Below are 22643 nucleotides of genomic sequence, written 5' to 3' on the forward strand. Positions count from 1 at the left end.
TAGGGTAAGAGACATATTATGAGCAACATTATTAAGCAACTTGAACAAGAGCAGATGAAACAAGACGTACCTGCATTCCGTCCGGGTGATTCCGTGGAAGTGAAGGTATGGGTCGTTGAAGGTAGCAAAAAACGTCTGCAGGCATTCGAGGGCGTGGTTATCGCTATCCGTAACCGCGGTCTGCACTCTGCATTCACTGTTCGTAAGATTTCCAACGGCGAAGGTGTTGAGCGTGTATTCCAGACTCACTCCCCAGTAATCGACAGCATTACTGTTAAACGTCGTGGTGCCGTTCGTAAAGCTAAACTGTACTACCTGCGTGAACGTACTGGTAAGGCTGCTCGTATCAAAGAGCGTCTGAACCGCGTTAACTAACGCTGCATCCAAAAGTTAATAGTTATCAGGGGTTGGCCTATGCCAACCCCTTTTTTTATCTTAAAACCTCGGCAGGTTGCATTTGCGAGATTTCGTCTGCGCACCGCCAACATAATAAAGCCTGCATAAGCAGGCTTTTTGCATTACAGCGCCGCGGCGCTTTGTTTCTGCTGACTCTCCGGCGGGTGAGGCTGCGCCGGGATAATGTCATCGCCAGGTTTGACGATCACCCGCGCGACGGACTCGTGCGTGGCGAACGTGCAGCTGCAATTGATGTTGCGGCATTGATGGTAACGCTCTTTGGTCGACTCGCTCAGATAGCGGCTGGAGCGAGTGTGGGCCACGTGACCGCATAATGGACAGTGCATCATAGTTGAATCCCTCGTTCTGCTACATCAGGTTATATGACTTATAATAGCTCATTAACTCGCAAAAGCAAGATTAAGATGCAAATGAATTATCACCCCTCCGTGATTGCAAACTCCATGCGTTGAGTCAGTACATCTAATGCGAGGCTGGTGGAGAAACCTCGATCATTAAGCGTGTGAACGACTTGACTAATGATCCAAGGTTGTCTGTCGATAACCTCTTTGAATCCACTTAGGTGGATCGGCGTTTCTGGACTGAGATCAGGCCGGCCGACGGCGAGGTTTATGGAAAATTGCACATTCCCTTGTTGAATGTTTGCCCACCTCGCTTTTGCCGCACGCATTGCGCTTTCTTTGTTCGCGTAGAGCGTCGGCAGGGTAAAAACGTTATTGCTTTCACCTGCCAGATAGCTTGAAGCCGCATTTTCATCTGTGGTATTCCCTTCCTCACGTTGTATTGTCATCTGTTGTTGCCTGGCATGCTGAATATCTTGCCATTTGGCAATAACGCCGGTGTAAGCGTTTCGATCGGCCACATTGAAGTAGTGCTGGTCGCCATCGCTGCGTTCCAAAGTCAGTGACGGCAGAGGTTTGCCCGAGATGCTTAGACCGGAACCTGGGACCAGAAACAGCAGGCGTTCATTTTTAATGGCGGCGACGGCACCATTCATGGTCGCCAGCCGGGTAAGAAAGGCGACATCCGTTTCCTGAGACTGATCGATGTGCGTGATTTTGATCTCTGCCAGTCCTGCCGCCAGCGTATGCCCCATCCGGTTACGGTTGGCCACTTCGTTGACGATGTCACCAAGGGTGCGATCGTGATAGGAATGATCTCGCGCCACGTTCATCGAGTTTCGAAAGTCGACGCTGCGGGCCCGAATGACGAGTTTATCCGGTGCGCCACGATGTTCGATTTCATCAACGATAAACTTGCCTTTGTCGATCAAGGCTTGTCCTTTCCAGCCGAGCTTCACAGTGAGCGTTTGGCCGCGTTTGGGCATGGCGATTTGCCCATCCGCATCGTCGAGCTCAAGATCCAATCGATCCGCGGTAAAACCGCGATTATCGGTTAACGTCAATGAGAGCAGACGGTGGCGGAAAGCCTCCGTGATGTCCGCTTGCTGTAAAAACAGGGCATAGTCTGGCGCAATGAGCGCGCCAATAGGGACGGGGGTTTGCGTGATCACGGCAGCATCTCCCCGAGCCGCGCCGCAGCCTGACCTGCTTTATCGGCAAGGTCAGAGGCTTGTTGGCGCAGATCGCCGAACATGGCGATCAGCGATTCATCAACGCGCATCAGATTGATCGTAAACTCTATCTGTCGCGCGCTGCCGTTCGAGAAAAGCTGGGTTTTCGTGTCGACTATGCTTTCAATGACATACATCCCATGAATAGTTCCATTGCCCTCGATCAGCGGCCAGGCTCTGCCTTGGGCAGCCATGAGCTGAAGCGCCATCAATGATAATGTCCCTCCGGTTACTTCCGGTACCAAGACTCCCGTCAGCGTTATTTTCTCATTGTCTACTCCCAGAAACTGCGCGGCAGGGCGCTGGCCGATGCGCGGCAGGGTCGGCCAGCGGTAATTGGCGCTGCGTTGCATGCTTTGATAAGGCACGGTTTGCAACATAAAAACGAACATGCCGAGGGTCAGCATCATCATATTTCTCCTATTCGCGAGATTAACTCATCCGACTGCGGGCGTTTGCCGCTTGGCGATGAGCAAGCAATTCAAATTGCCGCGCGACTTCGCGGCCGATGTCTTGTTCATTCTGACCGGCGCCGGCAGTGATGTTGATAGTGACCGACGGAACCTGGATTTGGGTTACCGGCGAACCTGCTACCGGTGAGGCCGGCATTACAGGCGCGCTGAGCGACAGTAAAGCCGCCGACATGGCGGCCGTATGGCGGCGGCCGGTCACTTGAACGGGGCCGCTGACCAACTCAGGACCGTTTTCGCCTACAATGCCGAATTGTCCGGCAGGAATGTCTCCCCCGCGATCGAACTTGCCGGCAAACCAGGCGCTGCCGTTTTCGGCATTGCCAGAGGTGCCGCTCTTATCGCCAAATTGCATCCAGTCGGGAAGATATTCGGTCAATGAAGTCAGTTGTTTTATCCAGCCATCAATGGTGTCTGAAATGTAATTCTTCAGCGCCTCACACCCTGCCGATATCTGTTCCCAAAGGTGGCTAAAGAAGGGGCCGACCTTGTCCCAGTTTTCAATCAGGGTGAAAGCGGCAAGCGCAACCAGGCCGACAATGGCCAGCAGCGGGTTGGCCATCGCTATACGCCCCAGCCACATCATGGCTTGCCCGGCCTTTAGGATCGCGCCGCTGATAATAGAGAACCCTGAGAGTACCTGGGTGGCGACCAGGCTGACGCCGCTGAGGCCGCCGAGCAATAACGTGAGCCCACCGGCGACCTGCAGCAAGGTGCCGGCTAACGCCGGATTATTGGTTATCCAGGTATTCAGTTTTACCAGCCACTCTGTCGCCGTTTGGGTCAGTTCCCGCAGGGCTGCGTTTTGGCCGGTAAACAAGTTGATTCTCAGGCTATCCCATGAGGCAAAAAGCTTTTGGATATCACCCTCTATATTGTCGCCTTTGACGGTGACCAAGTGCTGCGCTGAGCCGGCAACCTGGTTGGCCTGGAGTTTTTCTCTGCCCAAAGGCGCAATCTGTTGCGCCGCACTGAAGATATCGGCACCTGTTGTGGCTTTACTTTTCATGGCTGCACCAACGGCCCGAACATCCATGCCATATTGATTGCTGGCCAGCGCCAATACATCGGCAATACGATCGAATTGCTCGGGGCCCAGATTGAAGCTGCGCTGCATTTCCGTCATCGTTGCGGCGGTTTCGTTGACGCTGCTGCCCGTCGCGGCGGAGAGTGTCAGTGCGGCGGGCGAAGCCGTTAAAATTTCCTTGGCATTCAACCCTTGTTTTGCCAGCGCTGTTTGCGCTTGTAGGGCTTGATCCGGGGTATAACCGGATTGGCTCATACCGCGAGCCTGCTGCTCGAGAGCCGTGAGCTGCGGATCGGACTTGCCCAGATTCAGCTGTGCCCGCAGTTGAGAAAGCTGTTTTTCAAATTCGATTCCCGGCGCCAGCAGGTTAGCTCCCCCTATGGCGGCACTTTTGGCGACAGAAAAGCCTGCGCTGCTGGTGTTGCGTAATTTTTCCAGCTTGTCGAGGCGCGCTTGATTGCCTGCCTGTGCGGATCGATAGCGCTCCTGCGCTATCGATTGCCGTTGTTCTTTTAGGGTAACGATAGCGGCGCCGGCATTAATTCTGCCGTCACGCAGATTTTTGCGCTCATTGCCGAGCGATTGTAGATTAATCCCTTGCTGGGTAAGATGATGGCGCTGGCTTTTATCGATTGCGGCGAGGAGATCACGTTTCTTTTCCAGGGCATTTATCGTCTCCGCGACCTGCGCAATCTCTTTGTTCATAAATCGGGAACGCTGGCTTGGCTCGCGATCTTTCGTCAGCATTGCCAGCGCGGTGGATTTTTTGCGCGACGCTGCCAGCAACTTATTGGTCTCAGCCAGCGACTGGTTCGTCTTTTGGAAAGCGTCGATGTCATTTTCCTGCCGGCGCAGATGTTTGACTTTTTTCTCTGCTCGTTGGATATCCTGTCCCAGACTGTTGTACAGGTTTTTATCCCCGGTGGGCCTGCGCAACTGCCTCATCAGTTCTTTGCTCTGCTTGGCTATCGCTTGAAGCCCGATGACAATCTCGTTTTGTGACTCCAGCTCCTGTCTGCTGTTACTCATCTGTTTTTACTCCACTACGTTGCAGCGCTCTGTGGCGCCAGCCGATCAGCTCCGCCAGCGTCATGCCGTTCATTTCTGACGGCGGCCAGTGGAAAATCACCGCGATATCCGCCATCAGGTCATCTACTGTCAGAGTAGGATCGACCGTTACTCGGCCGATGTCGGCGACAAAAAACCGATCACCTGGCCGGCCAGCGCAATCAGGTCAGGCAGTTCCAAACGGGCACACTCTTCCTTGGTCAGGTTCGGGTAGGTGACCCGAGGCAGAATAGTGATCAACGCATCGACATCGGCGTTGGCCAGCGCGGCCAGACCGATGCCGCGCAGGCTGCCGGCATTCGGCTTGGTCACTTGCACGCGAGTGATTTCGCTATCGCCACGTTTAATCGGAGTATTCAGGACGACGGTGTTTTCCTGGGATGCATTCAGTTCCATGGGGTATCCAGTTTTCAGTCGGAAAAAGGGGGCCAGCGCGGGGCTGGCCGTTTGAGGTGAAAAATTACAGGCCGATGGCGCGGCGGTGCGCTGCCAGCAGATCTACGCCGTCGACTTTTTCGATCATGTTGACGGTATCGATCTCGATCAGCTCTTTGCCGTCGATGCTCAACTTGAAGTAAGTGCAGTCGGTGGAAACTTTGGTTTCGGTATCTTCACCCTGCTTGAAGTCGCCGCTGTCGATCTCTTTATGACGGCCGCGCATCACCACTTCGAGCGCAGAGACGTCGCCGGTATCGTCGCGTTGGAAAGAGCCGGTAAAGCGCAGCGGTACCGCATCGACGCGGCCCCATTGCTTGAGCACCAGTTCGTCAATGCCGCCCATGGTCCATTCCACCACCAGCGCATCGTCGTCCAGGCCGAAGTCCACCGAGGCTGCGCCGCTCATGCCGCCGCCGCGGAATTTTTCCAGCTTGCGTGTCAGTTTCGGCAGCGTCATTGAGGAAACCACGCCCATGTAGTTGAAGCCGTCGTTAAACAGGTTCAGGTATTTCAGTTTTTTTGGCAGTGCCATGCTTCAGTCTCCTTAGCTGTTCACGGATGCGGCGAAGTTCGCCAGGTAGCGATCGGTAATGCGCTGACGCAGAGTCAGATCCTCCAGCGGCGGTACCGGGGTGTAGTCGTAATCGATAAACAGCTTGCCGGCCTTCAGGGTCTCTTTGTCGTTGGCGCTTTCGTCATACCAGCAGTCACCGTCGATGATCAGACCGGCGGATTTCAGTTCGCGGAACTTGGCCTTGATGCCGTCGATCATGTCGCGGATCAGCGTCGGGGTAAGCGGACGGTCAACCGCCCACAGATGAGCTTCGGCCAAGGTGTCGGCCAATACCTGCGCGGTGCGGGTATAGTTTTCAAACTGGAACAGCGGCTCGTCGGAGCAGGTGCGAGATCCCCAGAACTTGAAGCCATCTTTGCGGATCAGGGTGGTGACGCAACCTTCATTCAGCAGATCGGCGTCGGTGCCTGCGGTTTGCAGATCCCAAAATACGCTGGCCGAGATACCGCTCACACCGTTGACGCCGACGTTGGATAAGGTTTTATGCCAGCCGGTCTCCTGGTCGATCTTGGCACGCAGCCCCAGTGCACGAGCGGTGGCGAAGGCGATGTCGCTGCTGTTGGTGGTGGTATTCCAGTTGATGAAGTCCGGCCAAATCAGCATCAGTTCGCGCTGGCTGAAGTTGGCGCGATATTTGATGGCGTCGGACACGGTTTTACAGCCGTAAGCGCTGATATAGCCGAAAGCGCGCAGCTGCTGGCAGATGCCGGCCAACGCGGTCGCCACTTCCTGATTATCATGGCCCGGTACGCCCAGAATGCGCGGTTTCACGCCCAGCTCGGCCTGAGCGGCCAGCAGCGCTTTCATGCCGGTGTACTTACCGTTTTCATCGGCGCCACCGATGATATTGGACGTGGTTTCGGCCTCGTCTTTCCCTTCCGCCACGCGTACCACGACGGTTACCGGCTTAGTCTGCTCGGCGATCGCCAGCAGCGAACGCGCCAGCGTCCCTTTTTTACCTGCTTTGCCGCTGGCGGCCAGGACGTCGGTAATCAGCACCGGGGTGTTGAGAGGAAACAGGGTTGCATCGGCATCTTCTGCGGTACAAACCATGCCGACAATGGCCGTCGAGACGGTGGAAATTACGCGGGTGCCTTCGTTGATTTCGAGGACACGCACGCCGTGGTGATAGTCACCCATAGCATTACTCCGTTTGTGGTTGGTGATGACAGCATGCCTGTTGGGAGGTGGTGCCGCATCTCATTCGGGGTGTGGGATAACTGGTACAACAGCAGGAAAAATAAAGAAAAAAAACGCCCCGGGCGGGGCGTTGAACGACGTTATTGCGGTGGTTGCGGCCAGTCGATATCCGGGGCCGCTTCGGGATCGACCCGATTAAGCAATACGCGGTAGGTTTTCCAGCGGGTCAGCAGCCGCAGTTCCTCTTCGCTCGCCATTCCCAGGTCAGTAGCGTCGTTAAGCGTTTCTATCTGCAGCGAACTTTGCTTAATCAACTCTTGTTTTTTATTGGCGGCCTGTTGCCGTAGCTCCTGAGTTGAATACGATCTTGGTATGATGTTTTCTCCATCAAAAATCCAGCGGCCGTTGATATCAGCGCCTTCCGGCAAGTTTTCGACCTCCGCCACACTCATATTTTCTGGGAAAAATCCGGAAACGTCATAATGGCCTTCGGCATTCGGTTTCGCGGTGATTGAACGAATGATCCCGTCCTTGTCATACATCAGTTTTACCGTCTCAGGACGGAAGCTTTTTTGACATTCATACCAGTCTTCCCCGGCATCGGATTTTAAAAACAAAACACCGTGCGAGGCGGCCAGCTGTTTCTGTTCTACCGTTTCCGGCGCGGCGAGGGTAAAGTTTTTCATGTTATTCATCATTATACGCTCCAGACGGTAACCCAATTGCCACCAATGTGTTTTTGCAGCGGACGACGGAAAATTACGTCGATGTATTCATCCACGTTGTTGTTTGCTGCGCCGGTCAGGACATAACCCGCGCTATCCGAATAGCCGGGGCCTCGCCAGGTAGCGATACTTTCCACATTACCCAGGCGAACATCCCGCACAAAGTTGTGATTGAGATAGTTGCTTAAATAGCCTCCCCAAATGCCGCCGTTAATATTGCCGTCTGTTTGATAAGCGGCACCTGCAGCAAATAAGGTGCCGTTCGCGCGGAGTTCACCGTTATTACGGAAGCTGAACCAGCCATCGGCCCCGCCGTTGGCAACATGGATACCGAACTCATGGTGGCTCCCGACCTTCTCATAGTGGTAAAGATCGACGAGCAGATTACCTTGCCCCTGTAGACGCATACCGTTTGTTTGGCGATTGCCGTCGGGATGAGTAAGATTTCCTTGTTTAGTAATAAAATCAGAACTATAAAAAGCGGCCATACCGTTGATATTGGCCTTTCCGCCTATCCAGGCATCACCCGTCGCGCTCAGCTTGCCATTGACGTAATATTCATTGCCGTGAAAGGCTAAGGTGCCTTTGTTGTCATTGATGAGTCTGACATCGAAGTCACCGTTGCTATTGCCGTAATGAAAATCCAGATAGGGGGTGGTACCGAACAGCTCGACACCGGCTTTTGTGGTCAACGCTCCGGCGATGGTTACGCTGCCATTTACGGCTAAAGAGGGTGTAGTGAGGCCGGATTTACTCTCAATCGCTCCATTGACCGTTAAAGCGCCGGTAATGGTATCGCCGCTCTGTTTGACGAACTTCCCGTCGGCTTCCGCCTTGCTGTAGGCGTCGACGTCTGTGGCCGTCGGTTTAAAGCCGGTAGTGTAAATTCGGTACCAGTTCAGCGGTTTGTCAGGGGTCGTGGACGTGCCGATGTAAGATGATCCATTAGGCTGGATCGCCAGATAGCCGCTGGAAGGGCCGCCGTCACACGGCAGGTTCAAGACGCCATAAACACCGCCGCCCGGCGCATTTTTCGATGCACCCGTAACCCGATAGATTTCGCCACGGTTGCTCAGAGCGTCTTCGCGATGTATCGGGCCCCCCCCCAAACCGAACGCGCCCACCTCCATCAGGTTGGTTTTTTGCGCGCCGACGTTGCGTGTGGCGGCAGTACCCAGCTCCAGGTTGCCGCGCGCGACGGACTTGTTTGGCAGGTCTTTCAGGTTCGCCGCGATTTTCAGCGAGGCATCGTTAACCGCTTTGACGGCTTTCGGGGTAGCGGCCAGCGTTTCGCTACCGCTATTGCTGTCGTTGCTCAATTGAGTGAAACCCTTTGCCAGCAAGGTGGCGTCAGGATGATTGCGCGAGCGGGCATGTTCGGCAATGGCTGCACTCAGCGTATCGCGCGAGACCAGTAAGGCGGTCTTGTCTGCGACGATCGCCGCATTGGCGTCGCCTTTTACCAGAAGCACCATGCGCACGACCTGGGTGCGGCCGGCACCTTCGGTCAACTGCGGCTTGTAGGTGTCGGGCGTATTGGCGATCGCCACCAGCACGCCGTTTTTGTCATACAGCCCCAGCTCGCGGATCCACCAACCGCCAACGTCCTCCGGGATCACTTGTTCAGCGATCACTTGGTTGCTGTTGCCGGTATCTATCTGCAGTGAATTCAGCTCGGCGCGCCGTTTTTCGTTCACCAGCTTGGTCTGGCTTTCATCGGGCTGCGTTGGCGAACCGCCGCCGTCGCCGACCGCCATATGCGTAATTTCCAGCTTTTGGCCGGTTGCTGCAGCGTTAGCCAGCAGCGCTTTGCCCTGTTCGGTGAGCAGGGCGCGGTATTTTGCTGTCATGGTGTGGTTCTCTTCTGTTTGCCGGCCGGGTAGGTAAGGCCGTTTTTATACATCACATACAGACTCAATCCGCGCAGGATCTCGCCTGACCAAAAGCCGAAGAACATGCCGTTATCGGTGCCGAGACGCGGCGCGGGCGACCAGCCGCCGTCCATCACGTCACCGGTGGAGAGGTAATGTCTTTGTAATTCCGTAACGCATTGTTCGATAAAGTGTTCGAGGCCCTCAATTTCACTGCCGGCCATTCTTGCCAGCACCGCGCCAGCCAGCCACAGGCCGCACATGTGGCCGGTAAAATCCTGTGCATCGGGCTGCGGCAGGCTGGCCATCGGGAAATCGGTCGGCGTGACACCGCCGGCGTCATTGGTAAAATCAATCAGCCAGCGCAGCCAGTTTTCGACATATTCCACCAGCTTGAGCGGTGGCGTTTTGCTCGCCTGCTGTAACTCGAGCCAGGCGCGCGCGGCACCGAAGAAGGCGCGTGGCTGATAGCCGGACCAGGCCGTGCCGTCACCCCAGTGATACATGGTCCAGGTATCCGCCGGACCGTAACTCAGATTGTCCCAACGGTTCCAGATATAGGCCGATGCGCTGGGGCCCAGCACGCCGAATTGCTGCTGATACCACTGCTGCGACTGCCACAGAAACTCGACCATGTTGTTGAGCATCACCCCGTCGGGATCGGCGGCGGCGTGCACGAAAATGAACGGGTACTGGTAGCCCGGATAAGGCATGCCGTGCCAACCATCGAACTGTTGGCTGTCCGCCTGATAAATGTTGGAGAACGGCATGACGCCCGGCGTACAGAACAGGCCGTCGCGGCGGTGATTCAGGAGGGTGCAGTCTCCCAACAGCGCGGTGTAGGGGTGTGCCGCCTGGAACGTGATGCGATAGCGGATCGTGTAGCCGTCATCGGCGTTGAGCGTCGGTGGAATGTCGTTCAGTACGTAGTAGCTGAACGTGGCGTCCGGTACATTTCCGTCTTGCAGAATGGTTACTTGCTTGACGCGGCTGAAGCGAGGTGCAGCCGGTTTGGGCTCGACATCCTGATGGTCCGGCTGATAGCCGCTCAGCGTAGCCGCTTGCGGGGCGAAATTTGCGATTTGCCATTTGCCGGCGGTGGCGGGCAGCATCCAATACCAGCGCCATTTGTCATCATCTTCGAGCCGCAGGTTGAAGTCGGCGTCCGCGCGATAGACCAACTGCGTAACGGGGAAACTTTCCTCTGCGGTCAACCAGGCGCCGATCACCATACCTGCGTCGTCATTGGGGAAACGGGCTTGGATCACTGTCGCGCTGCGGCTGTCGTAAACCTGTTCCTCAAATTGGCTGGCGATCGCGCAACCGCCGTAGTCGGTCACTGCGCGCAGATCGGCCAGCAGATAGTCGCTGCCGTCTTCTTTCGTCAGCGCCGCCAGGCTGCTGAGCGCGATGTCGTAAGTTTTTACCTGAGGTTGGAGCGACTGCGGCAGGCCGATGCCCCATTCCGTGGTGCTCGCCGCGTTTTTTTCCGGTGCTATAGACAGCTGTATTTTGCAGGAGATCGGCTGATTCTGATCGTCGACGCCGCCAAAGCAGGTGCGGATTTTTGACTGGCGATTAATGCGGAACCAGATTGCCTGTTGTTCCAGCGATTGTTGCGATGCTATCTCTTTGCGAATGGTGATCATGCCTTCGGCGCTGCGGCCGTAGCTTACCGGCGCACCGGAAGGGTATGACCAATCGTAGGAGATGCCGTCGGTAAACGGCGTATTGGCGCTGCGGCTCTGGCGAAAGAACTTATCCTGCGCATCAATATCGGTATATTCCATCGCGGTGAATTCAACGCTTTTCCAGGCGTTGAAATAGCGCTGCTCGCCGGTGATGCTGTGTAGCAGATAGCAGGCGTCGGCAAACCACAGCTCGGCATCGGCCGCGTTGCCCATGGCGTTGTGCGGGACCGGCACATGCAGCGGACGGTTATGCTGTACCTGATTGCGTTCGATTAACACGCCGCCGTGTTCGACCGGTTGGCGATTGGCGAAATTCAGCTTGTGATTGCCGCCGAGCGTGGCGTCTTTTAATTGCACCGTACCGATTTGTTCAGCGGGCAGCCCTTTGGCCAGGATCTCGCCGTCGGCGCCGATCTGGTAACCCTGCCAATTGATGATCCAGTCCACGTCATAGCGTGTACCGTCGTTATTCCAGTCGATTTCACCGGCGGCATTGAGCGCGCGCACCTGGGCGTTGACGGCATCCCAGGCCAGCGCGCCGTCGAAGGCGAAAGTAGCGATGTCGAGATATTCACCCCAGTAGGGCGCGCCGTGAGGGATCTGCGTACGGCCCTTGTTGAACGTTAGCGGAATACCTTTGAAACCGCTATGCGTCGGATCCCTCGTATCGACCGGCCAATTGGCGGGCACTGGCTCTTTGGCGTTAACGATCCAGTTGGCGATCCAGCGTTGAGGGCTGTCAGGGATCGGCGCACCGTCGTAAAAGTAGGTCACATAGGCGTCAAAACAGGCGATGGCCTGATCCAAATATTTTTGTTCTCCGGTCGCCAGATACGCATGGGCATAGCCAAGGATCTGCAGAGCCTGTCCTTCGGTGGTGGCGTCGTTCGGCAGCCCCGCCATGCGCGACAGCTCGCGTTCATGACGGGAATCGGCCAAAACATGTTCGTCGTTGAACACGAAGTGTTGCTGAGTCGAGTCCAGCGTGGTGCCGGTATTGCGTTGCAAGAATTGGTAATGTCCCTCCAGCATTTGCAGGGCGAGACTGGCATAGTCGGGGTACACGGTAGTAAGCTCTCCATCATATTGACCGCCGGCGACGTCGATTGCGCCAGCGGCTTCGAGGTTCAGCGCCAGGCCTGTCAGATGGCGGCTGACCGGCTTGGCATCGGCGATCATCCGCTCCATTTCCAGATACATCTCTTCGGTGATACCGTTCTCCAACACGCCGATATCCAGCGTGAAGGTGCCGGGCTCACCGTTGGTTTCCCACCACTCGCGCAGTTTGATCAGGTAACCCAACGGTTCCACCACACGGCGAATAGCGCCGATGGTGCCCTTGTGACGGTGGATGAAGAAAGCGGCGGCTACGACGCTGCGTTTGGCATCTTCCGTCCAGGTTTCATCCCAATGATCGACCGAGAAGGCCCAGGCCAGGTACGGCAGCAGATTGACCGGACAGGTGGCTGGATCCCACAGATCGCGCAGCGGCACCGGCATGGCGGCCAGTTCGGCACAGGCGGCCGCAGCCGCGACCTCCAGCGGGGAAGAGCCGACCGGCAGCAGACGGTTACTCATCGGAGCCTCCCACCGTCAGACGATAAGAAGCGCAATGTGACGCCTGGGTTTTGTCCAATACGATGTCGGCCTGCGGGGTCTTCAATTCAACGCGTTGCACCCCTTCGGCATGCAGTGCGGCGTAGATTGCCGACAAGCGAATGTCACGGCCTAAACGGTGCTGGGCGCTGATGTAATTTTTCAGTTTGGCTTCGGCAGCGCGACGTACCGGTTCTGCTTCAGGGCCAGGGTAGAGGTACAGTACGGCATCGATGTTGTAGCTGATGATGTTGGCAGAGCGGACGGTGACGCGATCGGCCACCGGGCGCACATCTTCATCGTTCAACGCTTTATCGACGATCGCCACCAGTTCGGCGCTGGCGGTACCGTCTCCTTCGCGTGACAGTACGGAAATCAGCACGTTGGCCGGACTCGGACTTATTGCGGAAACGTCGGCGACCCGGCCATCGGCGGAACGACCGTGATACTCGTAAGAGCCACTGGATCCAGCCACGCTTAAGCCTTCGAATGCCTGTTGGATGCGCACGCGGAAATCGCTATCCGATTCCATGACCGCCGGCAAGGGCGGGATGACGCTGTCATCCGGCTGTTGCACCACCAGGCGTCGCACCTGGAAGTTTGCGCCCAGTTGGTCGAGGTCGCTGCCGCTGGCATAACCCAGCATCACGGCCTTTGCGGCTTCATTCACGCGCTGGCGTAACAGCAGTTCGCGGTAAGCATTTTCTTGCAACAGTTTGACGATCGGCTCCGATTCCAGCGCCAATGTGCGGGCGATGGCTTCGCGCTGCTCTTCCGGGTAAAGGGAAATCAGCGTGGCCTTGCGATCGGCCAGCAGCGATTCGTAATCGAGAGGATCCACCACCGTCGGGGCGGGTAATAAACTCAGGTCAATGGTTGCCATGGTGTCAGCTCACTGAAATAGAAAGAGAAAAGGCATCCGGCGTATCTGTGCGGTTGCCGGTAATGTCGACCACCATTTTTCCGTCAAAGGTGGTGTTGCAACTGATGCCCGTCAACCGAATGCGTGGTTCCCACTGCAGCAGTGCGCTGTAGCAGGCCGCCATCATTTGCAATCGCAGAACGTCGTTTTGCGGCTGATCCAGCAACTCGGACAGCAACGAACCGTAGCTGCGGCGCATGACGCGTGAGCCGATAGGCGTAATCAGGATGTCGCTCACCGACTGGCGAATGTGCTCGAGATCGGCGATTGCGCGGCCGTTGCCGCGATTCATGCCAAGAAATTTCGCGTTGTTCATGCTGGTTTGTCCGTTTGGCCTCCGCCGTTTTGCACTCCACCGTGGGTGTGGGTATGCACCACAATGCCGTTAGAGCTGATGCTGCCACCGGTGTGATTGAGATCGCCGGTCATCGAGCCGCCCTGATGGATGGCGATGGTGCCGGTAGTGAGTTGCTGGGTACACTCCACTTCGGGAGCGTCCAGCGTAATTTTTCCGCTGGCGATACAGGTGATGTTTGGCGCCGTCAGAGTGATCCGCTCGGCGGCTTCAATGGTGGCGCTTTTTATGCCGACGGCCTTAAGCGCCCCGGTAGCCGGCTCGTATTCGAGCACTGCACCGTCAGGAAAAGCGATATGCGCCGCCTGTGCTGAGGCCGACGGTGCGGGGTGAGCATCGGAAAATACGCCGGGCAACACGAAAGCGGTTTCAAGTTCCCCGCCAAGTGACAGCACCAAGACCTGTTCACCAATGCTGGGCGCCCACCAGCTGCGTGCGTCGCCGGCCCGTCCGGTCAGCCAGTTGAGCCAGTCGGTAAGATTGCCGCCGGTGGCGACGCGGCAGCGCCCGCGTTCCAGGTCGAGCTCGCTGACGGTCCCGATCCGTATCAGGTTGCGCACCAGGCGCTGAATATCGAAGTTGTCTGTGTTCATGTCTCAAGAATGCCGCTGGATGAAAAGGGGGACAACGCGACGGCGTTTGGCTGCCGCCGGCACAACCGAAGCTGCCTGTAGGGCGCTACGGCTGACCAAATTCGCTGAGTAACTCTCCGTGCAAATAAACCTGGGTGAAGCGAACGACGTTCTCCGGTTCGGGAGGTTCAGCCAGCGGGGTGATATGCAATGCGCCATCGCGCAGTTCCACCCGGATGCGTTCGGTGAGTTGCAGCTGCAATATCAACTGGTTCGGCGTGTCTATATCCCTCTGAAACGAAAAATCATTTTTACGCTTGTCCGGATTGGCAAGAAGGTCTGGTTGGTGGCTGCGCAGCCAGGCCAGCACGGCGACCATGACCCGGTCGTCGTCAGCTGACGGCCCATCCAGCGCCAGATTGAGCTGATAGCGATATTCGAAGGACAGCGAGGGGGCGAGCGTTGAGATCACGCGGCCGTTAGCAATGCCAAGGCGCAATCGTTCGGGGTTTTGCTGCAACACGGGAATGGCATTGAACAGTGCTGCACGGAGCTGTTCGGGTTTTAACATGATGTATCTCCTGAAAAAGGGAGCGGTTTGAGTGGGCGTTTGTTGAAAAACGATCAGCGTGAGATGCCGCTCAGACATAGCGCACGTTCGGCCGTGCGGCGGCGCTCCAGTCCTTTGTTTTTGACGCCGTTGACATAAATCCAACGAGGCAGTTGATCGCAAGCCGCCTGCCACTGACGACGTTTGACAAAGGTGGCCAGCGTTGAATTGCAGGCGGCGTTGACGCCGACGTTGAAAGCGAAAGCGCTGACGGCGTCGTAAACCGGCTGCGGCATCTTGACATCCATACAGCGCGCGAGACCGCGCTCTACGGCGCGTACATCGTCGATCAAATGGGCGGCCGCCTGGCGTTCGTTGATGACGGCGCCCGGCTTCACGCCGGCGGTGTGGCCGATGCCGTTGGTCCAGACGCCGGCACTGCATTGGTAGGGTGAAAGCCGGCAGCCTTCGAAATCGGCGATCAGGCGCAAACCTTCCTCAGAGGTTTTCAGCGTATTGAACTGAGGCAGCAGGGCAGCGAGGGTTAAAATAGCCGCCACGCTGCAGCGTTTAGCGAGTGAGCTCATCGTAGACTCCGCGTTTCAGGCCGTTTTTTTTAGCGATTTCAGCAACTGGTAGCTTTTACGCCGGTAGTACCAATTCACTGCAAAGGTACCGACGCCGACTGCGGCGCCGACCAGGATGGCAATGTCCTGTGCAGAGTGGCTCCCTAACCAGGCCAGGCAAGCCGCGACGAAATAGGCAAGGGTTGAAGTGAGTTTCTCCATCGCTTAATCCCACAATTTGACGGTTTCTCGTTGGGCCGCCGCAGGCAGGTCCGGCAATTCCACCGGTTGACCGTGCGGCAGCAGGGGCCCCAGATCGGCGAGGCCACGGTTAGCCAGATAGACTTGTTCCACCTGGCGTTGCGTGCTGCCGTAGTAGCGCCAGCAAATCGCATCAATGGTGTCACCTTGTTGTGCATAAATTTTCATCATTACCATCCTGCGATAGCGTTGGGAGAGAGGGCTGTGGCCCCGGATATCTTCAGTTTCGCGCGCGTGGGAGGGAGGGGCAACGCGAGGGGGTTGTGGATGAGATGGCACAACTGAGGCGCAAAAGTGCCGCCGGCAGAAATAAAAACCCCGCCGGCGGCGGGGGGATGAAAAACGTTTGGCTGGAGGGATTAGCAGGGGGGGTGTTCGTCAGCGGGATAAAATATTTCTTGATAATCATTGTTCGGCAGCACCTGACTGGCCAAATCGGAGATCAGCGACATGGCGATCAGAAACTCGGAGGCACTGCATTGCGCAGCCTGTGAAACATCGGCGATGAATTGGATGCGGGACAGTGTTACTTGTTGTTTATCCATAATTTCCACTGTTTTTGCCCTCTCTTGATTATACTGTGTATTTATACAGTATTAAGCAAAACGCTAAAGGCGTCAATGGTTGGACTTATCATTTGTGCAGTAAAAATACGGCCAATCATTGATTAGCGGAAATTGTACAAGGAGGCCGTCAAAATGAATTTTGCCGCCGCGTGCGAGAACCTCCAACTGCCAGCGTTGCGGTTCTATGCCAATACCTCGAAGTTTGCGGGCAATATTCAGACAATGCTGCCGCTGTGGCGGCGTCAAACGAGCCGACGGCGCGGGTGCCGGCGGCAAGTAAAGAGCGCGCGTTCCACAGTTATTGCCAGAACTCCAAGGCGTCGCGGCGGCGAGTGTTTTAGCGACGATCCGCCATTGCACGGTGCGCGTTCGGTATACCCGCTCAATTCCCAAATGCGGTGCATAAATGCCGACAACTTTTGTGACGGGCTCGTCATAAGCGTTCCGGGTTTCTGAGGCTTCGCGCGCGACACGCACCCACTGGTGGCTGCGTGGCACATTGGCGCCGCCTTGCGCCTGTATGTAACCGGCAAAGTCGCCGGCGTCGGCAGCGGCGCGCACGGCTTCGGTGCCGGCGTCAAACTGCGGCGTCAGGTTTTGGCCGCGAATACGTCGACATTCGCGGTAGACCCCGAGACCGGGCAGGCCGAAGGGATGAAACTGGGGGATGCGCCAGGTGGCGGCCCAGGCGCTGACCGCGCGGGCGGTATCGCTCAGCGGGGCGCCGGTTTCGCGATCGAGCTCTTCCTCCAATGCATATCCATCGAGGTTTTTTGCGACATATTTGGCCAGATAGGCGGTTGCGCCACCCCGGTTGAGGTGTTTGCTCTGGAAACGATGTTGTTGGGCGCCAGGTTCTGCTGCATCCTGTTGCAGCGCATAACGCTGCATGATGTCAAGCACTGCCTGACGTTGCATTTGTGGAGTGAACATCATCAGATGCCAGTGCGGCGTGCCGTCATGATGAGGCTCAACCACTCGCATACCGTAGACCTGCAGACGGCGATCCTTGAAGGCGGTTCGCATTTTCCCCCACTGGGCAACCAGATAACGTTGGCCATCCTTCGGTGTTAGGGCTTGTCCTTGCCAGCGTGTATTGAAGCGCATTTTGCCTCGTGTGCCGACATGCTGGATAGGGTGAAAGCGTGCCGGCGTCGTCAACGTGATAAACAACCCGCAGTGGCCGTTGCGAGTGGCGTAGGTTTCTATACCGGCGAGGGTATTCATCAACTCCATACGACGAATGGCGGGATTGGCGATGCTGCCGAGCACTTTATCCATAAGATCGGCGCGCTCGCCCGTGGCGACGTTTTCCAGCTCGCAACGGTGAAGATAATCGAGGTTCGATTGACGCCGAGCCTTGACATCGTGAAGGGCCTGTCTGCTGGCATAAGGTGACGTGTTGTTGCGGACGTTGCCTATCGCGATTTGCAGCGCCTCGCGCCACTGCATGCGCTGCATTTTGAGACGCCGCAGCCACCAGCGATCGTCGGTCAGGCGCGACAGCGCCGCAATCGCCCGCTCGCTGTCCAACTTACCTTTACGATAACAGCGCCAGTGCATGGGCTGGATATTGAAGGCGCGGGCCATCGTGGCGATTTGGCGATAGAGGCGGCGCTGTATATCCGCGTGTAGCAGGATCTCTGCATTATTGCCATGCTTCGCCAGCAAGGCGTCACATTCACTCTGGTAGAGCGCAGAAAGTTGGCCCCCGATACGCCGCGCCAACTGCTCCAGCGCTTTATCGCCCAGCGCGGGCAGTGCGCTATAGCTGTCCGCTTCGCTGCCAAAGTGCAGTGATTTGCGTTGATCCAAACCGAAATTATTATTTACCTGCTGAATGCGTGGCCATATCCGCCGATGGAAAACTCGCACCAGATAATGCCAGGCGGCGTAGGCTCCCTTCTGGCTGAGCAGTTGGCGGTGGCGCTCAAGGAACGGCGTGCGCAAATAATAAGGCAGGTCATGAATGCACTGCAGTATCGCTTGCCATTGGCGCAGTTGGTCGCGATTCAGCGCCGCTTCGCGTCCTATCGCACGTCGTGGGGCATTCCATGGATAGGCGTAATCACCGTACGCTGCGTGTTGTATGGCAGAGACGTTGACCGGCAGATGCTCCGCCGGCCTATTTTTAACGGCGAGCGACATGACGTTGCTTGGCTTCTGATAGCTGCTGGCAGGTCACGCAGCGGCTGACGCCGGGAATCGCGATGCGTCTCGCCACAGGAATCGCCGCGTCACAATCGGCACAGCAGAACGCCGAGGGCGCTGTGGCAACCGGCCTGGCATACGCAATTTGTTTCTCGAGCATCAATGCCTGGCGCTCCTGCGCCATATCAATAGTATCAGCCATAATATTTTCCAGTATTTAATAGGGTGAATTTGGGCCGAGCGGTGCCCGGCGGGTTGCACGCCAGCTTGATTCGAAAGGTTATTTTTTTGGGGTTAACAGACAGTCTGTTTCGCTGATATAGCGCGGCAACGATTGACTGAGCGAGATGAGTTCATTGAGTGCCGCGACGATTTTCCGCCGTTCGGCATAACCCATTTCGTGAAACTTTAACCACACATAGCGTTCAGTCAGCCCGGCGTGGAAGCAAAACGTATGGCGCAGGTGCAGCGGCGCCGTGTCGTAAATCTCTTCGGCATGGTTGGGTTGCCGGGCAAACAGTGTGCGGCGGATTTCAGCAATACGCCGCAGGCCGATAGCCCGTTGCTCCTCGCTGGCCAGTAGCATGACAGCCTCCTTATCTGAATTTGATGATGGATGAATACTCGCAAAAGCAAGGTTTGGTTATCCGTCGTTTAAAGGCGAAAACTTGAGTAAACACGCTGTAAACAAAGTGATTACGCAAGATTTTTGTCGCCTTGCGGTATTTGCATTTTCATTACCCATGTCGCATCATCTTAACTAAAGCGATCGACATGCCGAGTGACGGCGAATTGATGGTACTTTAAATCGCAAAATGCGACTTGTAAATGCGAATTTAATTTTTAATCGGTGATGATATGCGTGAAGATGCAACAAACAACAACACCTCCGTGGGAGCGGTAATTGAGAGAGTTCTTTCATCTTATGGCGTTGGCACGCAGAAGGAATTGAGTGAAATCCTTGGGATAGCGCCGAATAACATCAGTAGTTGGCAACAGCGGGGTAGTGTTCCCGGATATGTCATTATCAACTGCGCGTTAACTACGGGAGCAGACCTGGCCTGGCTGATGACTGGTGAACTTGCAAATTCAAAAGTAAATCGCAAGCCTGCGTCATCTGCGCAAGGTAAAGCGCTTTACGATCGCGTTTTGGCTTCCGGCGGGAAAGGGGTATTGCGCCGCATTTTGGATGCTTACGGTTTCAATCTGCAAAAAGAATTGGGCGACCTGCTGGGTATCTCTTCAGGCACGATGAGCACCTGGGTCCGCCGCAACTACTTCCCCGGCGATATCGTGGTGACCTGTGCTCTGGATACAGGCGTCTCGCTGCTGTGGCTGGCGACGGGCCAGGGGGAGATGTGGGGTGATGCCGCATCGGCGGTTCCGGTATCCGGAGTTCGCACGATACCGAAATATCGCCTGCTCGCCGGGCAGTTGAAAGAGGGGGGGCAGTGGTCGGCAGACTGTTCTTTGATTCCTGACGGCGTGGCTCAGCCGGCTTATGTTGATGGCGGGCGCGTATCCTGGCTGGTGGATCTGGCCGTTACGCATATCGCCAATGGCCGCTGGCTGGTGGACATCGACGGTAACCTGGACGTATACGATATAGCGCGTTTACCGGGTAACCAGGTGCGGGTCAGCGGCGGCAACGTCGACTTTCAATGTTCTCCGGATGCATTGAAAGCGCTTGGCATGGTCTGGTTAACGTTGACGCCGCAGGCATAAAAAAAAGCCCATCGATGATGGGCTTCGAGAAATAATGGGCGGGCAGGTTACAGGCCGTAGACCAGCGTGACCGAGGTTGTCGTGTCGGTGTTCTTCGGCGCAGAGGCCGGTGGCTTGCTGTTGTAGGTCACGGTGTAAGCTACGCGCAGTGAAAAGCGATCGTTGATCGCCACGTTCAACGCGCTTTCCGAGTTCAGCGTGGTTTCTTCGTTCGCCAGTGCGGAGACGCCCTGAATGAACTTGGTGTTGTCGGTCAGCTGATAGGAATAGTTGGCCGCGCCATAGGCCAGCCCTTTGGTCGAGCGGCCGCCGCCATGGTATTCGTCATGGCGCACGCCGGGACCGAATTCCACCCGCAGGTCGCTGAGCGGCCCGTTGAGGATTTGACGGCCATAGCCGCTGGTCAGCGTGGAGCGTGAGTCGTAACCGTTGAAACGGTCGCTCAGCCAGCTGGCCTGGCCGAACAGGTAGTTGCGATCGGTCAGGTTATAGCGCGTACGGCCGCCGGCCTGATACTTTTCGGACGAGCGCACGTTGGAAGAGGTGGTGTTGTTGGCCGCCCCCCACAGGCTGTACGCCGCGTCGGTGTTGAACCAGGTCATGTTGGTGTTGGCCAACAGAGTGGAACTCTGCGAGTTGCCGGACTGGGCGTTGTAGCCCGCCTGCACGTTGCCTTCGAACGGTTTCTTGGCGGTGGCCGGATCGTCCATCGCGGTGAAAAGCGTATTGTCGGCAAGGGCTGAAACACTGGTGAAAGTCGTTAAGCAGCAAATATACAGCGGAAAAGCGCGACGAGCGCGGGAAGAGAGCATCTTGGATCCAGTTGTTAAGGGTGATTATTGTTGATGACGGTCACATTATATCGGTTCATTTCGGCGACAAAAATAGCCGCCATTAGCTTAAGTTTTTAATTTTTATCCCTCATTTATTCGCTTTTCTTCTACTTAAATTCATCGCTTTCGACGGCATTTCGTGCTGATCCTGCTTCGCCCGACCGTCGGTACCGAGATGGGCCGTGCATCCTCGCTGTAAAATTTAATGTACAAATATGTTTACGGTAAGTGGCTTTATTGGCAGGAGGGGCTACAGCGTGATGATGGGCTGTTTAATTGTTTAATATATTGTATTTGTTTATTTTAAATCTATTTTATCAACCCTGGTTCAAAGGTAGTTTAAGCAAGATAATGACGGTAATCTTTTATTTACGGAAAATGGATTGAAAACTTTACATATCGTGATAGGGTAGACCCCTGAAACGCTCAATGTTCCATTTCAACGCATAACGCCAAACGACAGGAATAGCATCATGCAAAAAGACGCGCTCAATAACGTACACATCAGTGCAGAACAGGTTCTCATCACGCCGGAGGAGCTGAAGAACCAGTTCCCGCTCAGCGCCGACGACGAAAATGAAATCGCCACTGCGCGTAACACCATCGCCAACATTTTGCAGGGGCGCGATCATCGCCTGTTGGTGGTGTGTGGGCCTTGTTCGATCCACGATCCGGATGCGGCGCTGGACTACGCCCGTCGTTTGAAAACCCTGGCGGCTGACTTGAGCGATCAGCTGTATATCGTTATGCGCGTCTACTTTGAAAAACCCAGAACCACTGTCGGCTGGAAAGGTTTGATCAACGATCCGTACATGGACGGTTCGTTTGATGTTGAAGCAGGCTTGCATATCGCGCGTCGCCTGTTGCTGGATCTGGTGGGCATGGGCTTGCCGTTGGCTACCGAAGCGTTGGATCCGAACAGCCCGCAGTACCTGGGCGATTTGTTCAGCTGGTCGGCGATCGGCGCGCGTACCACCGAATCTCAGACCCACCGAGAAATGGCATCCGGCCTGTCGATGCCGGTCGGGTTCAAAAACGGCACCGACGGCAGCCTGGGTACCGCCATCAACGCCATGTGCGCCGCTGCCATGCCGCATCGCTTCGTCGGCATTAACCAGGCAGGCCAGGTTTGCCTGCTGCAGACTCAGGGCAACCCGGATGGGCACGTGATCCTGCGCGGCGGCAAAACTCCGAACTACAGCGCTGAGCACGTTGCGGCCTGTGAAAAACAGATGCTTGAGGCGGGACTCCACCCGTCCTTGATGATAGATTGCAGCCATGGCAACTCGAATAAAGACTATCGCCGTCAGCCGGCGGTTGCCGAGTCCGTGGTGGAGCAGATCAAGGCGGGTAACCGCTCAATCACCGGCATTATGCTGGAGAGCCATCTGCATGAGGGCAATCAGTCTTCCGAACAGCCGCGTGCAGACATGCGTTACGGTGTGTCCGTCACCGACGCCTGCATCAACTGGGAGAGTACGGAAACCCTGTTGCGCCATATGCATCAGGAACTCGGCGCTGCGCTGACGGCCCGCACGGGAGAAAAGTAAGT

The 22643-nt window shown here is 56.2% G+C and carries 24 protein-coding genes and 2 pseudogenes; 3 read left to right on the plus strand and 23 right to left on the minus strand.

Features of this window, described 5'->3' with window-relative positions:
• The first annotated feature begins 18 nt into the window (after window positions 1-18).
• A complete protein-coding gene (gene rplS, locus ACUTQY_RS15490; RefSeq protein WP_015376707.1) occupies window positions 19-375 on the plus strand; it encodes a 50S ribosomal protein L19 in 357 nt (118 codons plus the stop codon).
• Between the two features lie 143 nt (window positions 376-518).
• Here rplS and ACUTQY_RS15495 read toward each other — a convergent pair whose 3' ends face one another.
• From ACUTQY_RS15495 to ACUTQY_RS15600, 22 genes and pseudogenes are all read right to left on the minus strand, one after another.
• Entirely contained in the window at window positions 519-746 is a 228-nt protein-coding gene (locus tag ACUTQY_RS15495; protein ID WP_033641912.1) for an ogr/Delta-like zinc finger family protein, read from the minus strand.
• An 89-nt stretch (window positions 747-835) separates the two neighbouring features.
• Complete coding sequence (locus ACUTQY_RS15500) at window positions 836-1930, minus strand: phage late control D family protein (RefSeq protein WP_046688259.1); 1095 nt, start codon at window positions 1928-1930, stop codon at window positions 836-838.
• The gene (locus ACUTQY_RS15505) at window positions 1927-2400 is read right to left on the minus strand and encodes a phage tail protein (protein WP_046688260.1); all 474 of its coding nucleotides are present in this window, start codon (window positions 2398-2400) and stop codon (window positions 1927-1929) included. The genes ACUTQY_RS15500 and ACUTQY_RS15505 overlap by 4 nt, the downstream gene beginning before the upstream one ends.
• Window positions 2401-2422: 22 nt before the next feature.
• Window positions 2423-4516, minus strand: a complete 2094-nt coding sequence (locus ACUTQY_RS15510; RefSeq protein WP_046688261.1) for a phage tail tape measure protein — start codon at window positions 4514-4516, stop codon at window positions 2423-2425.
• Entirely contained in the window at window positions 4509-4631 is a 123-nt protein-coding gene (locus ACUTQY_RS15515; RefSeq protein ID WP_033641916.1) for a GpE family phage tail protein, read from the minus strand. The genes ACUTQY_RS15510 and ACUTQY_RS15515 overlap by 8 nt, the downstream gene beginning before the upstream one ends.
• A 32-nt stretch (window positions 4632-4663) precedes the next feature.
• Window positions 4664-4951 (minus strand): phage tail assembly protein, encoded by a 288-nt coding sequence (locus ACUTQY_RS15520; RefSeq protein WP_033641917.1) that lies wholly within the window; start codon window positions 4949-4951, stop codon window positions 4664-4666.
• Window positions 4952-5015: 64 nt separating this feature from the next.
• Window positions 5016-5525, minus strand: a complete 510-nt coding sequence (locus ACUTQY_RS15525; RefSeq protein ID WP_033641919.1) for a phage major tail tube protein — start codon at window positions 5523-5525, stop codon at window positions 5016-5018.
• A 12-nt stretch (window positions 5526-5537) separates the two neighbouring features.
• Window positions 5538-6707 (minus strand): phage tail sheath protein, encoded by a 1170-nt coding sequence (locus ACUTQY_RS15530; protein ID WP_033641920.1) that lies wholly within the window; start codon window positions 6705-6707, stop codon window positions 5538-5540.
• Window positions 6708-6847: 140 nt separating this feature from the next.
• A complete protein-coding gene (locus ACUTQY_RS15535) occupies window positions 6848-7405 on the minus strand; it encodes a tail fiber assembly protein (protein ID WP_050594401.1) in 558 nt (185 codons plus the stop codon).
• Window positions 7405-9282 carry a phage tail protein gene (locus tag ACUTQY_RS15540; RefSeq protein WP_033641921.1) on the minus strand — a complete coding sequence of 626 codons (1878 nt, stop codon included), beginning with the start codon at window positions 9280-9282 and terminating at the stop codon, window positions 7405-7407. The genes ACUTQY_RS15535 and ACUTQY_RS15540 overlap by 1 nt, the downstream gene beginning before the upstream one ends.
• A 2768-nt stretch (window positions 9283-12050) precedes the next feature.
• Window positions 12051-12572, minus strand: a pseudogene (locus tag ACUTQY_RS15545) (phage tail protein I); the annotation flags it as partial.
• A complete protein-coding gene (locus ACUTQY_RS15550; protein WP_033641923.1) occupies window positions 12565-13473 on the minus strand; it encodes a baseplate assembly protein in 909 nt (302 codons plus the stop codon). The gene ACUTQY_RS15550 and the pseudogene ACUTQY_RS15545, both read right to left, overlap by 8 nt.
• 4 nt (window positions 13474-13477) lie before the next feature.
• Complete coding sequence (locus tag ACUTQY_RS15555; RefSeq protein ID WP_033641924.1) at window positions 13478-13828, minus strand: GPW/gp25 family protein; 351 nt, start codon at window positions 13826-13828, stop codon at window positions 13478-13480.
• A complete protein-coding gene (locus ACUTQY_RS15560) occupies window positions 13825-14460 on the minus strand; it encodes a phage baseplate assembly protein V (protein ID WP_033641925.1) in 636 nt (211 codons plus the stop codon). Before ACUTQY_RS15560 ends, ACUTQY_RS15555 begins: the two co-directional genes overlap by 4 nt.
• A gap of 85 nt (window positions 14461-14545) precedes the next feature.
• The gene (locus tag ACUTQY_RS15565; RefSeq protein ID WP_046688263.1) at window positions 14546-15010 is read right to left on the minus strand and encodes a phage tail protein; all 465 of its coding nucleotides are present in this window, start codon (window positions 15008-15010) and stop codon (window positions 14546-14548) included.
• A 53-nt stretch (window positions 15011-15063) separates the two neighbouring features.
• Window positions 15064-15576, minus strand: coding sequence for a lysozyme (locus ACUTQY_RS15570; RefSeq protein WP_046688264.1), 513 nt, complete (start codon window positions 15574-15576; stop codon window positions 15064-15066).
• A pseudogene (locus ACUTQY_RS15575) lies at window positions 15560-15777 on the minus strand (HP1 family phage holin). The gene ACUTQY_RS15570 and the pseudogene ACUTQY_RS15575 overlap by 17 nt, the downstream one beginning before the upstream one ends.
• 3 nt (window positions 15778-15780) lie before the next feature.
• Complete coding sequence (locus ACUTQY_RS15580) at window positions 15781-15984, minus strand: tail protein X (protein WP_033641929.1); 204 nt, start codon at window positions 15982-15984, stop codon at window positions 15781-15783.
• 191 nt (window positions 15985-16175) lie between these two features.
• The gene (locus tag ACUTQY_RS15585; RefSeq protein ID WP_033641930.1) at window positions 16176-16370 is read right to left on the minus strand and encodes a hypothetical protein; all 195 of its coding nucleotides are present in this window, start codon (window positions 16368-16370) and stop codon (window positions 16176-16178) included.
• Between the two features lie 63 nt (window positions 16371-16433).
• Window positions 16434-18530 (minus strand): replication endonuclease, encoded by a 2097-nt coding sequence (locus ACUTQY_RS15590; RefSeq protein ID WP_080273365.1) that lies wholly within the window; start codon window positions 18528-18530, stop codon window positions 16434-16436.
• Window positions 18514-18735, minus strand: a complete 222-nt coding sequence (locus tag ACUTQY_RS15595; protein ID WP_033641931.1) for a TraR/DksA C4-type zinc finger protein — start codon at window positions 18733-18735, stop codon at window positions 18514-18516. Before ACUTQY_RS15595 ends, ACUTQY_RS15590 begins: the two co-directional genes overlap by 17 nt.
• Window positions 18736-18813: 78 nt before the next feature.
• Complete coding sequence (locus ACUTQY_RS15600) at window positions 18814-19119, minus strand: hypothetical protein (protein WP_033641932.1); 306 nt, start codon at window positions 19117-19119, stop codon at window positions 18814-18816.
• A 272-nt stretch (window positions 19120-19391) separates the two neighbouring features.
• On the opposite strand from ACUTQY_RS15600, the gene ACUTQY_RS15605 reads away from it, so the two are divergent.
• Window positions 19392-20258 carry a helix-turn-helix domain-containing protein gene (locus tag ACUTQY_RS15605; RefSeq protein ID WP_071991632.1) on the plus strand — a complete coding sequence of 289 codons (867 nt, stop codon included), beginning with the start codon at window positions 19392-19394 and terminating at the stop codon, window positions 20256-20258.
• Between the two features lie 47 nt (window positions 20259-20305).
• Here the strand turns inward: ACUTQY_RS15605 and ACUTQY_RS15610 are convergent, their stop codons facing one another.
• Window positions 20306-21070 (minus strand): DUF481 domain-containing protein, encoded by a 765-nt coding sequence (locus ACUTQY_RS15610; RefSeq protein WP_033641933.1) that lies wholly within the window; start codon window positions 21068-21070, stop codon window positions 20306-20308.
• A gap of 494 nt (window positions 21071-21564) precedes the next feature.
• Between ACUTQY_RS15610 and ACUTQY_RS15615 the strand changes: the two genes are divergently transcribed.
• The gene (locus tag ACUTQY_RS15615; RefSeq protein WP_046688265.1) at window positions 21565-22641 is read left to right on the plus strand and encodes a 3-deoxy-7-phosphoheptulonate synthase; all 1077 of its coding nucleotides are present in this window, start codon (window positions 21565-21567) and stop codon (window positions 22639-22641) included.
• Window positions 22642-22643 lie beyond the last annotated feature (2 nt).

The sequence above is a fragment of the Serratia sp. TSA_130.1 genome, assembly GCF_052691795.1.

What these genes read in the sequence shown, in the direction of transcription:
- rplS (WP_015376707.1), top strand. Translation starts at nt 19, where the DNA reads ATGAGCAACATTATTAAGCAACTTGAACAAGAGCAGATGAAACAAGAC.
- ACUTQY_RS15495 (WP_033641912.1), bottom strand. Translation starts at nt 746, where the DNA reads ATGATGCACTGTCCATTATGCGGTCACGTGGCCCACACTCGCTCCAGC.
- ACUTQY_RS15615 (WP_046688265.1), top strand. Translation starts at nt 21,565, where the DNA reads ATGCAAAAAGACGCGCTCAATAACGTACACATCAGTGCAGAACAGGTT.
- ACUTQY_RS15555 (WP_033641924.1), bottom strand. Translation starts at nt 13,828, where the DNA reads ATGAACAACGCGAAATTTCTTGGCATGAATCGCGGCAACGGCCGCGCA.
- ACUTQY_RS15550 (WP_033641923.1), bottom strand. Translation starts at nt 13,473, where the DNA reads ATGGCAACCATTGACCTGAGTTTATTACCCGCCCCGACGGTGGTGGAT.
- ACUTQY_RS15520 (WP_033641917.1), bottom strand. Translation starts at nt 4,951, where the DNA reads ATGGAACTGAATGCATCCCAGGAAAACACCGTCGTCCTGAATACTCCG.
- ACUTQY_RS15595 (WP_033641931.1), bottom strand. Translation starts at nt 18,735, where the DNA reads ATGGCTGATACTATTGATATGGCGCAGGAGCGCCAGGCATTGATGCTC.
- ACUTQY_RS15580 (WP_033641929.1), bottom strand. Translation starts at nt 15,984, where the DNA reads ATGAAAATTTATGCACAACAAGGTGACACCATTGATGCGATTTGCTGG.
- ACUTQY_RS15610 (WP_033641933.1), bottom strand. Translation starts at nt 21,070, where the DNA reads ATGCTCTCTTCCCGCGCTCGTCGCGCTTTTCCGCTGTATATTTGCTGC.
- ACUTQY_RS15590 (WP_080273365.1), bottom strand. Translation starts at nt 18,530, where the DNA reads ATGTCGCTCGCCGTTAAAAATAGGCCGGCGGAGCATCTGCCGGTCAAC.
- ACUTQY_RS15510 (WP_046688261.1), bottom strand. Translation starts at nt 4,516, where the DNA reads ATGAGTAACAGCAGACAGGAGCTGGAGTCACAAAACGAGATTGTCATC.
- ACUTQY_RS15560 (WP_033641925.1), bottom strand. Translation starts at nt 14,460, where the DNA reads ATGAACACAGACAACTTCGATATTCAGCGCCTGGTGCGCAACCTGATA.
- ACUTQY_RS15535 (WP_050594401.1), bottom strand. Translation starts at nt 7,405, where the DNA reads ATGATGAATAACATGAAAAACTTTACCCTCGCCGCGCCGGAAACGGTA.
- ACUTQY_RS15525 (WP_033641919.1), bottom strand. Translation starts at nt 5,525, where the DNA reads ATGGCACTGCCAAAAAAACTGAAATACCTGAACCTGTTTAACGACGGC.
- ACUTQY_RS15530 (WP_033641920.1), bottom strand. Translation starts at nt 6,707, where the DNA reads ATGGGTGACTATCACCACGGCGTGCGTGTCCTCGAAATCAACGAAGGC.
- ACUTQY_RS15565 (WP_046688263.1), bottom strand. Translation starts at nt 15,010, where the DNA reads ATGTTAAAACCCGAACAGCTCCGTGCAGCACTGTTCAATGCCATTCCC.
- ACUTQY_RS15605 (WP_071991632.1), top strand. Translation starts at nt 19,392, where the DNA reads ATGCGTGAAGATGCAACAAACAACAACACCTCCGTGGGAGCGGTAATT.
- ACUTQY_RS15540 (WP_033641921.1), bottom strand. Translation starts at nt 9,282, where the DNA reads ATGACAGCAAAATACCGCGCCCTGCTCACCGAACAGGGCAAAGCGCTG.
- ACUTQY_RS15600 (WP_033641932.1), bottom strand. Translation starts at nt 19,119, where the DNA reads ATGCTACTGGCCAGCGAGGAGCAACGGGCTATCGGCCTGCGGCGTATT.
- ACUTQY_RS15505 (WP_046688260.1), bottom strand. Translation starts at nt 2,400, where the DNA reads ATGATGCTGACCCTCGGCATGTTCGTTTTTATGTTGCAAACCGTGCCT.
- ACUTQY_RS15515 (WP_033641916.1), bottom strand. Translation starts at nt 4,631, where the DNA reads ATGGCGGATATCGCGGTGATTTTCCACTGGCCGCCGTCAGAAATGAAC.
- ACUTQY_RS15570 (WP_046688264.1), bottom strand. Translation starts at nt 15,576, where the DNA reads ATGAGCTCACTCGCTAAACGCTGCAGCGTGGCGGCTATTTTAACCCTC.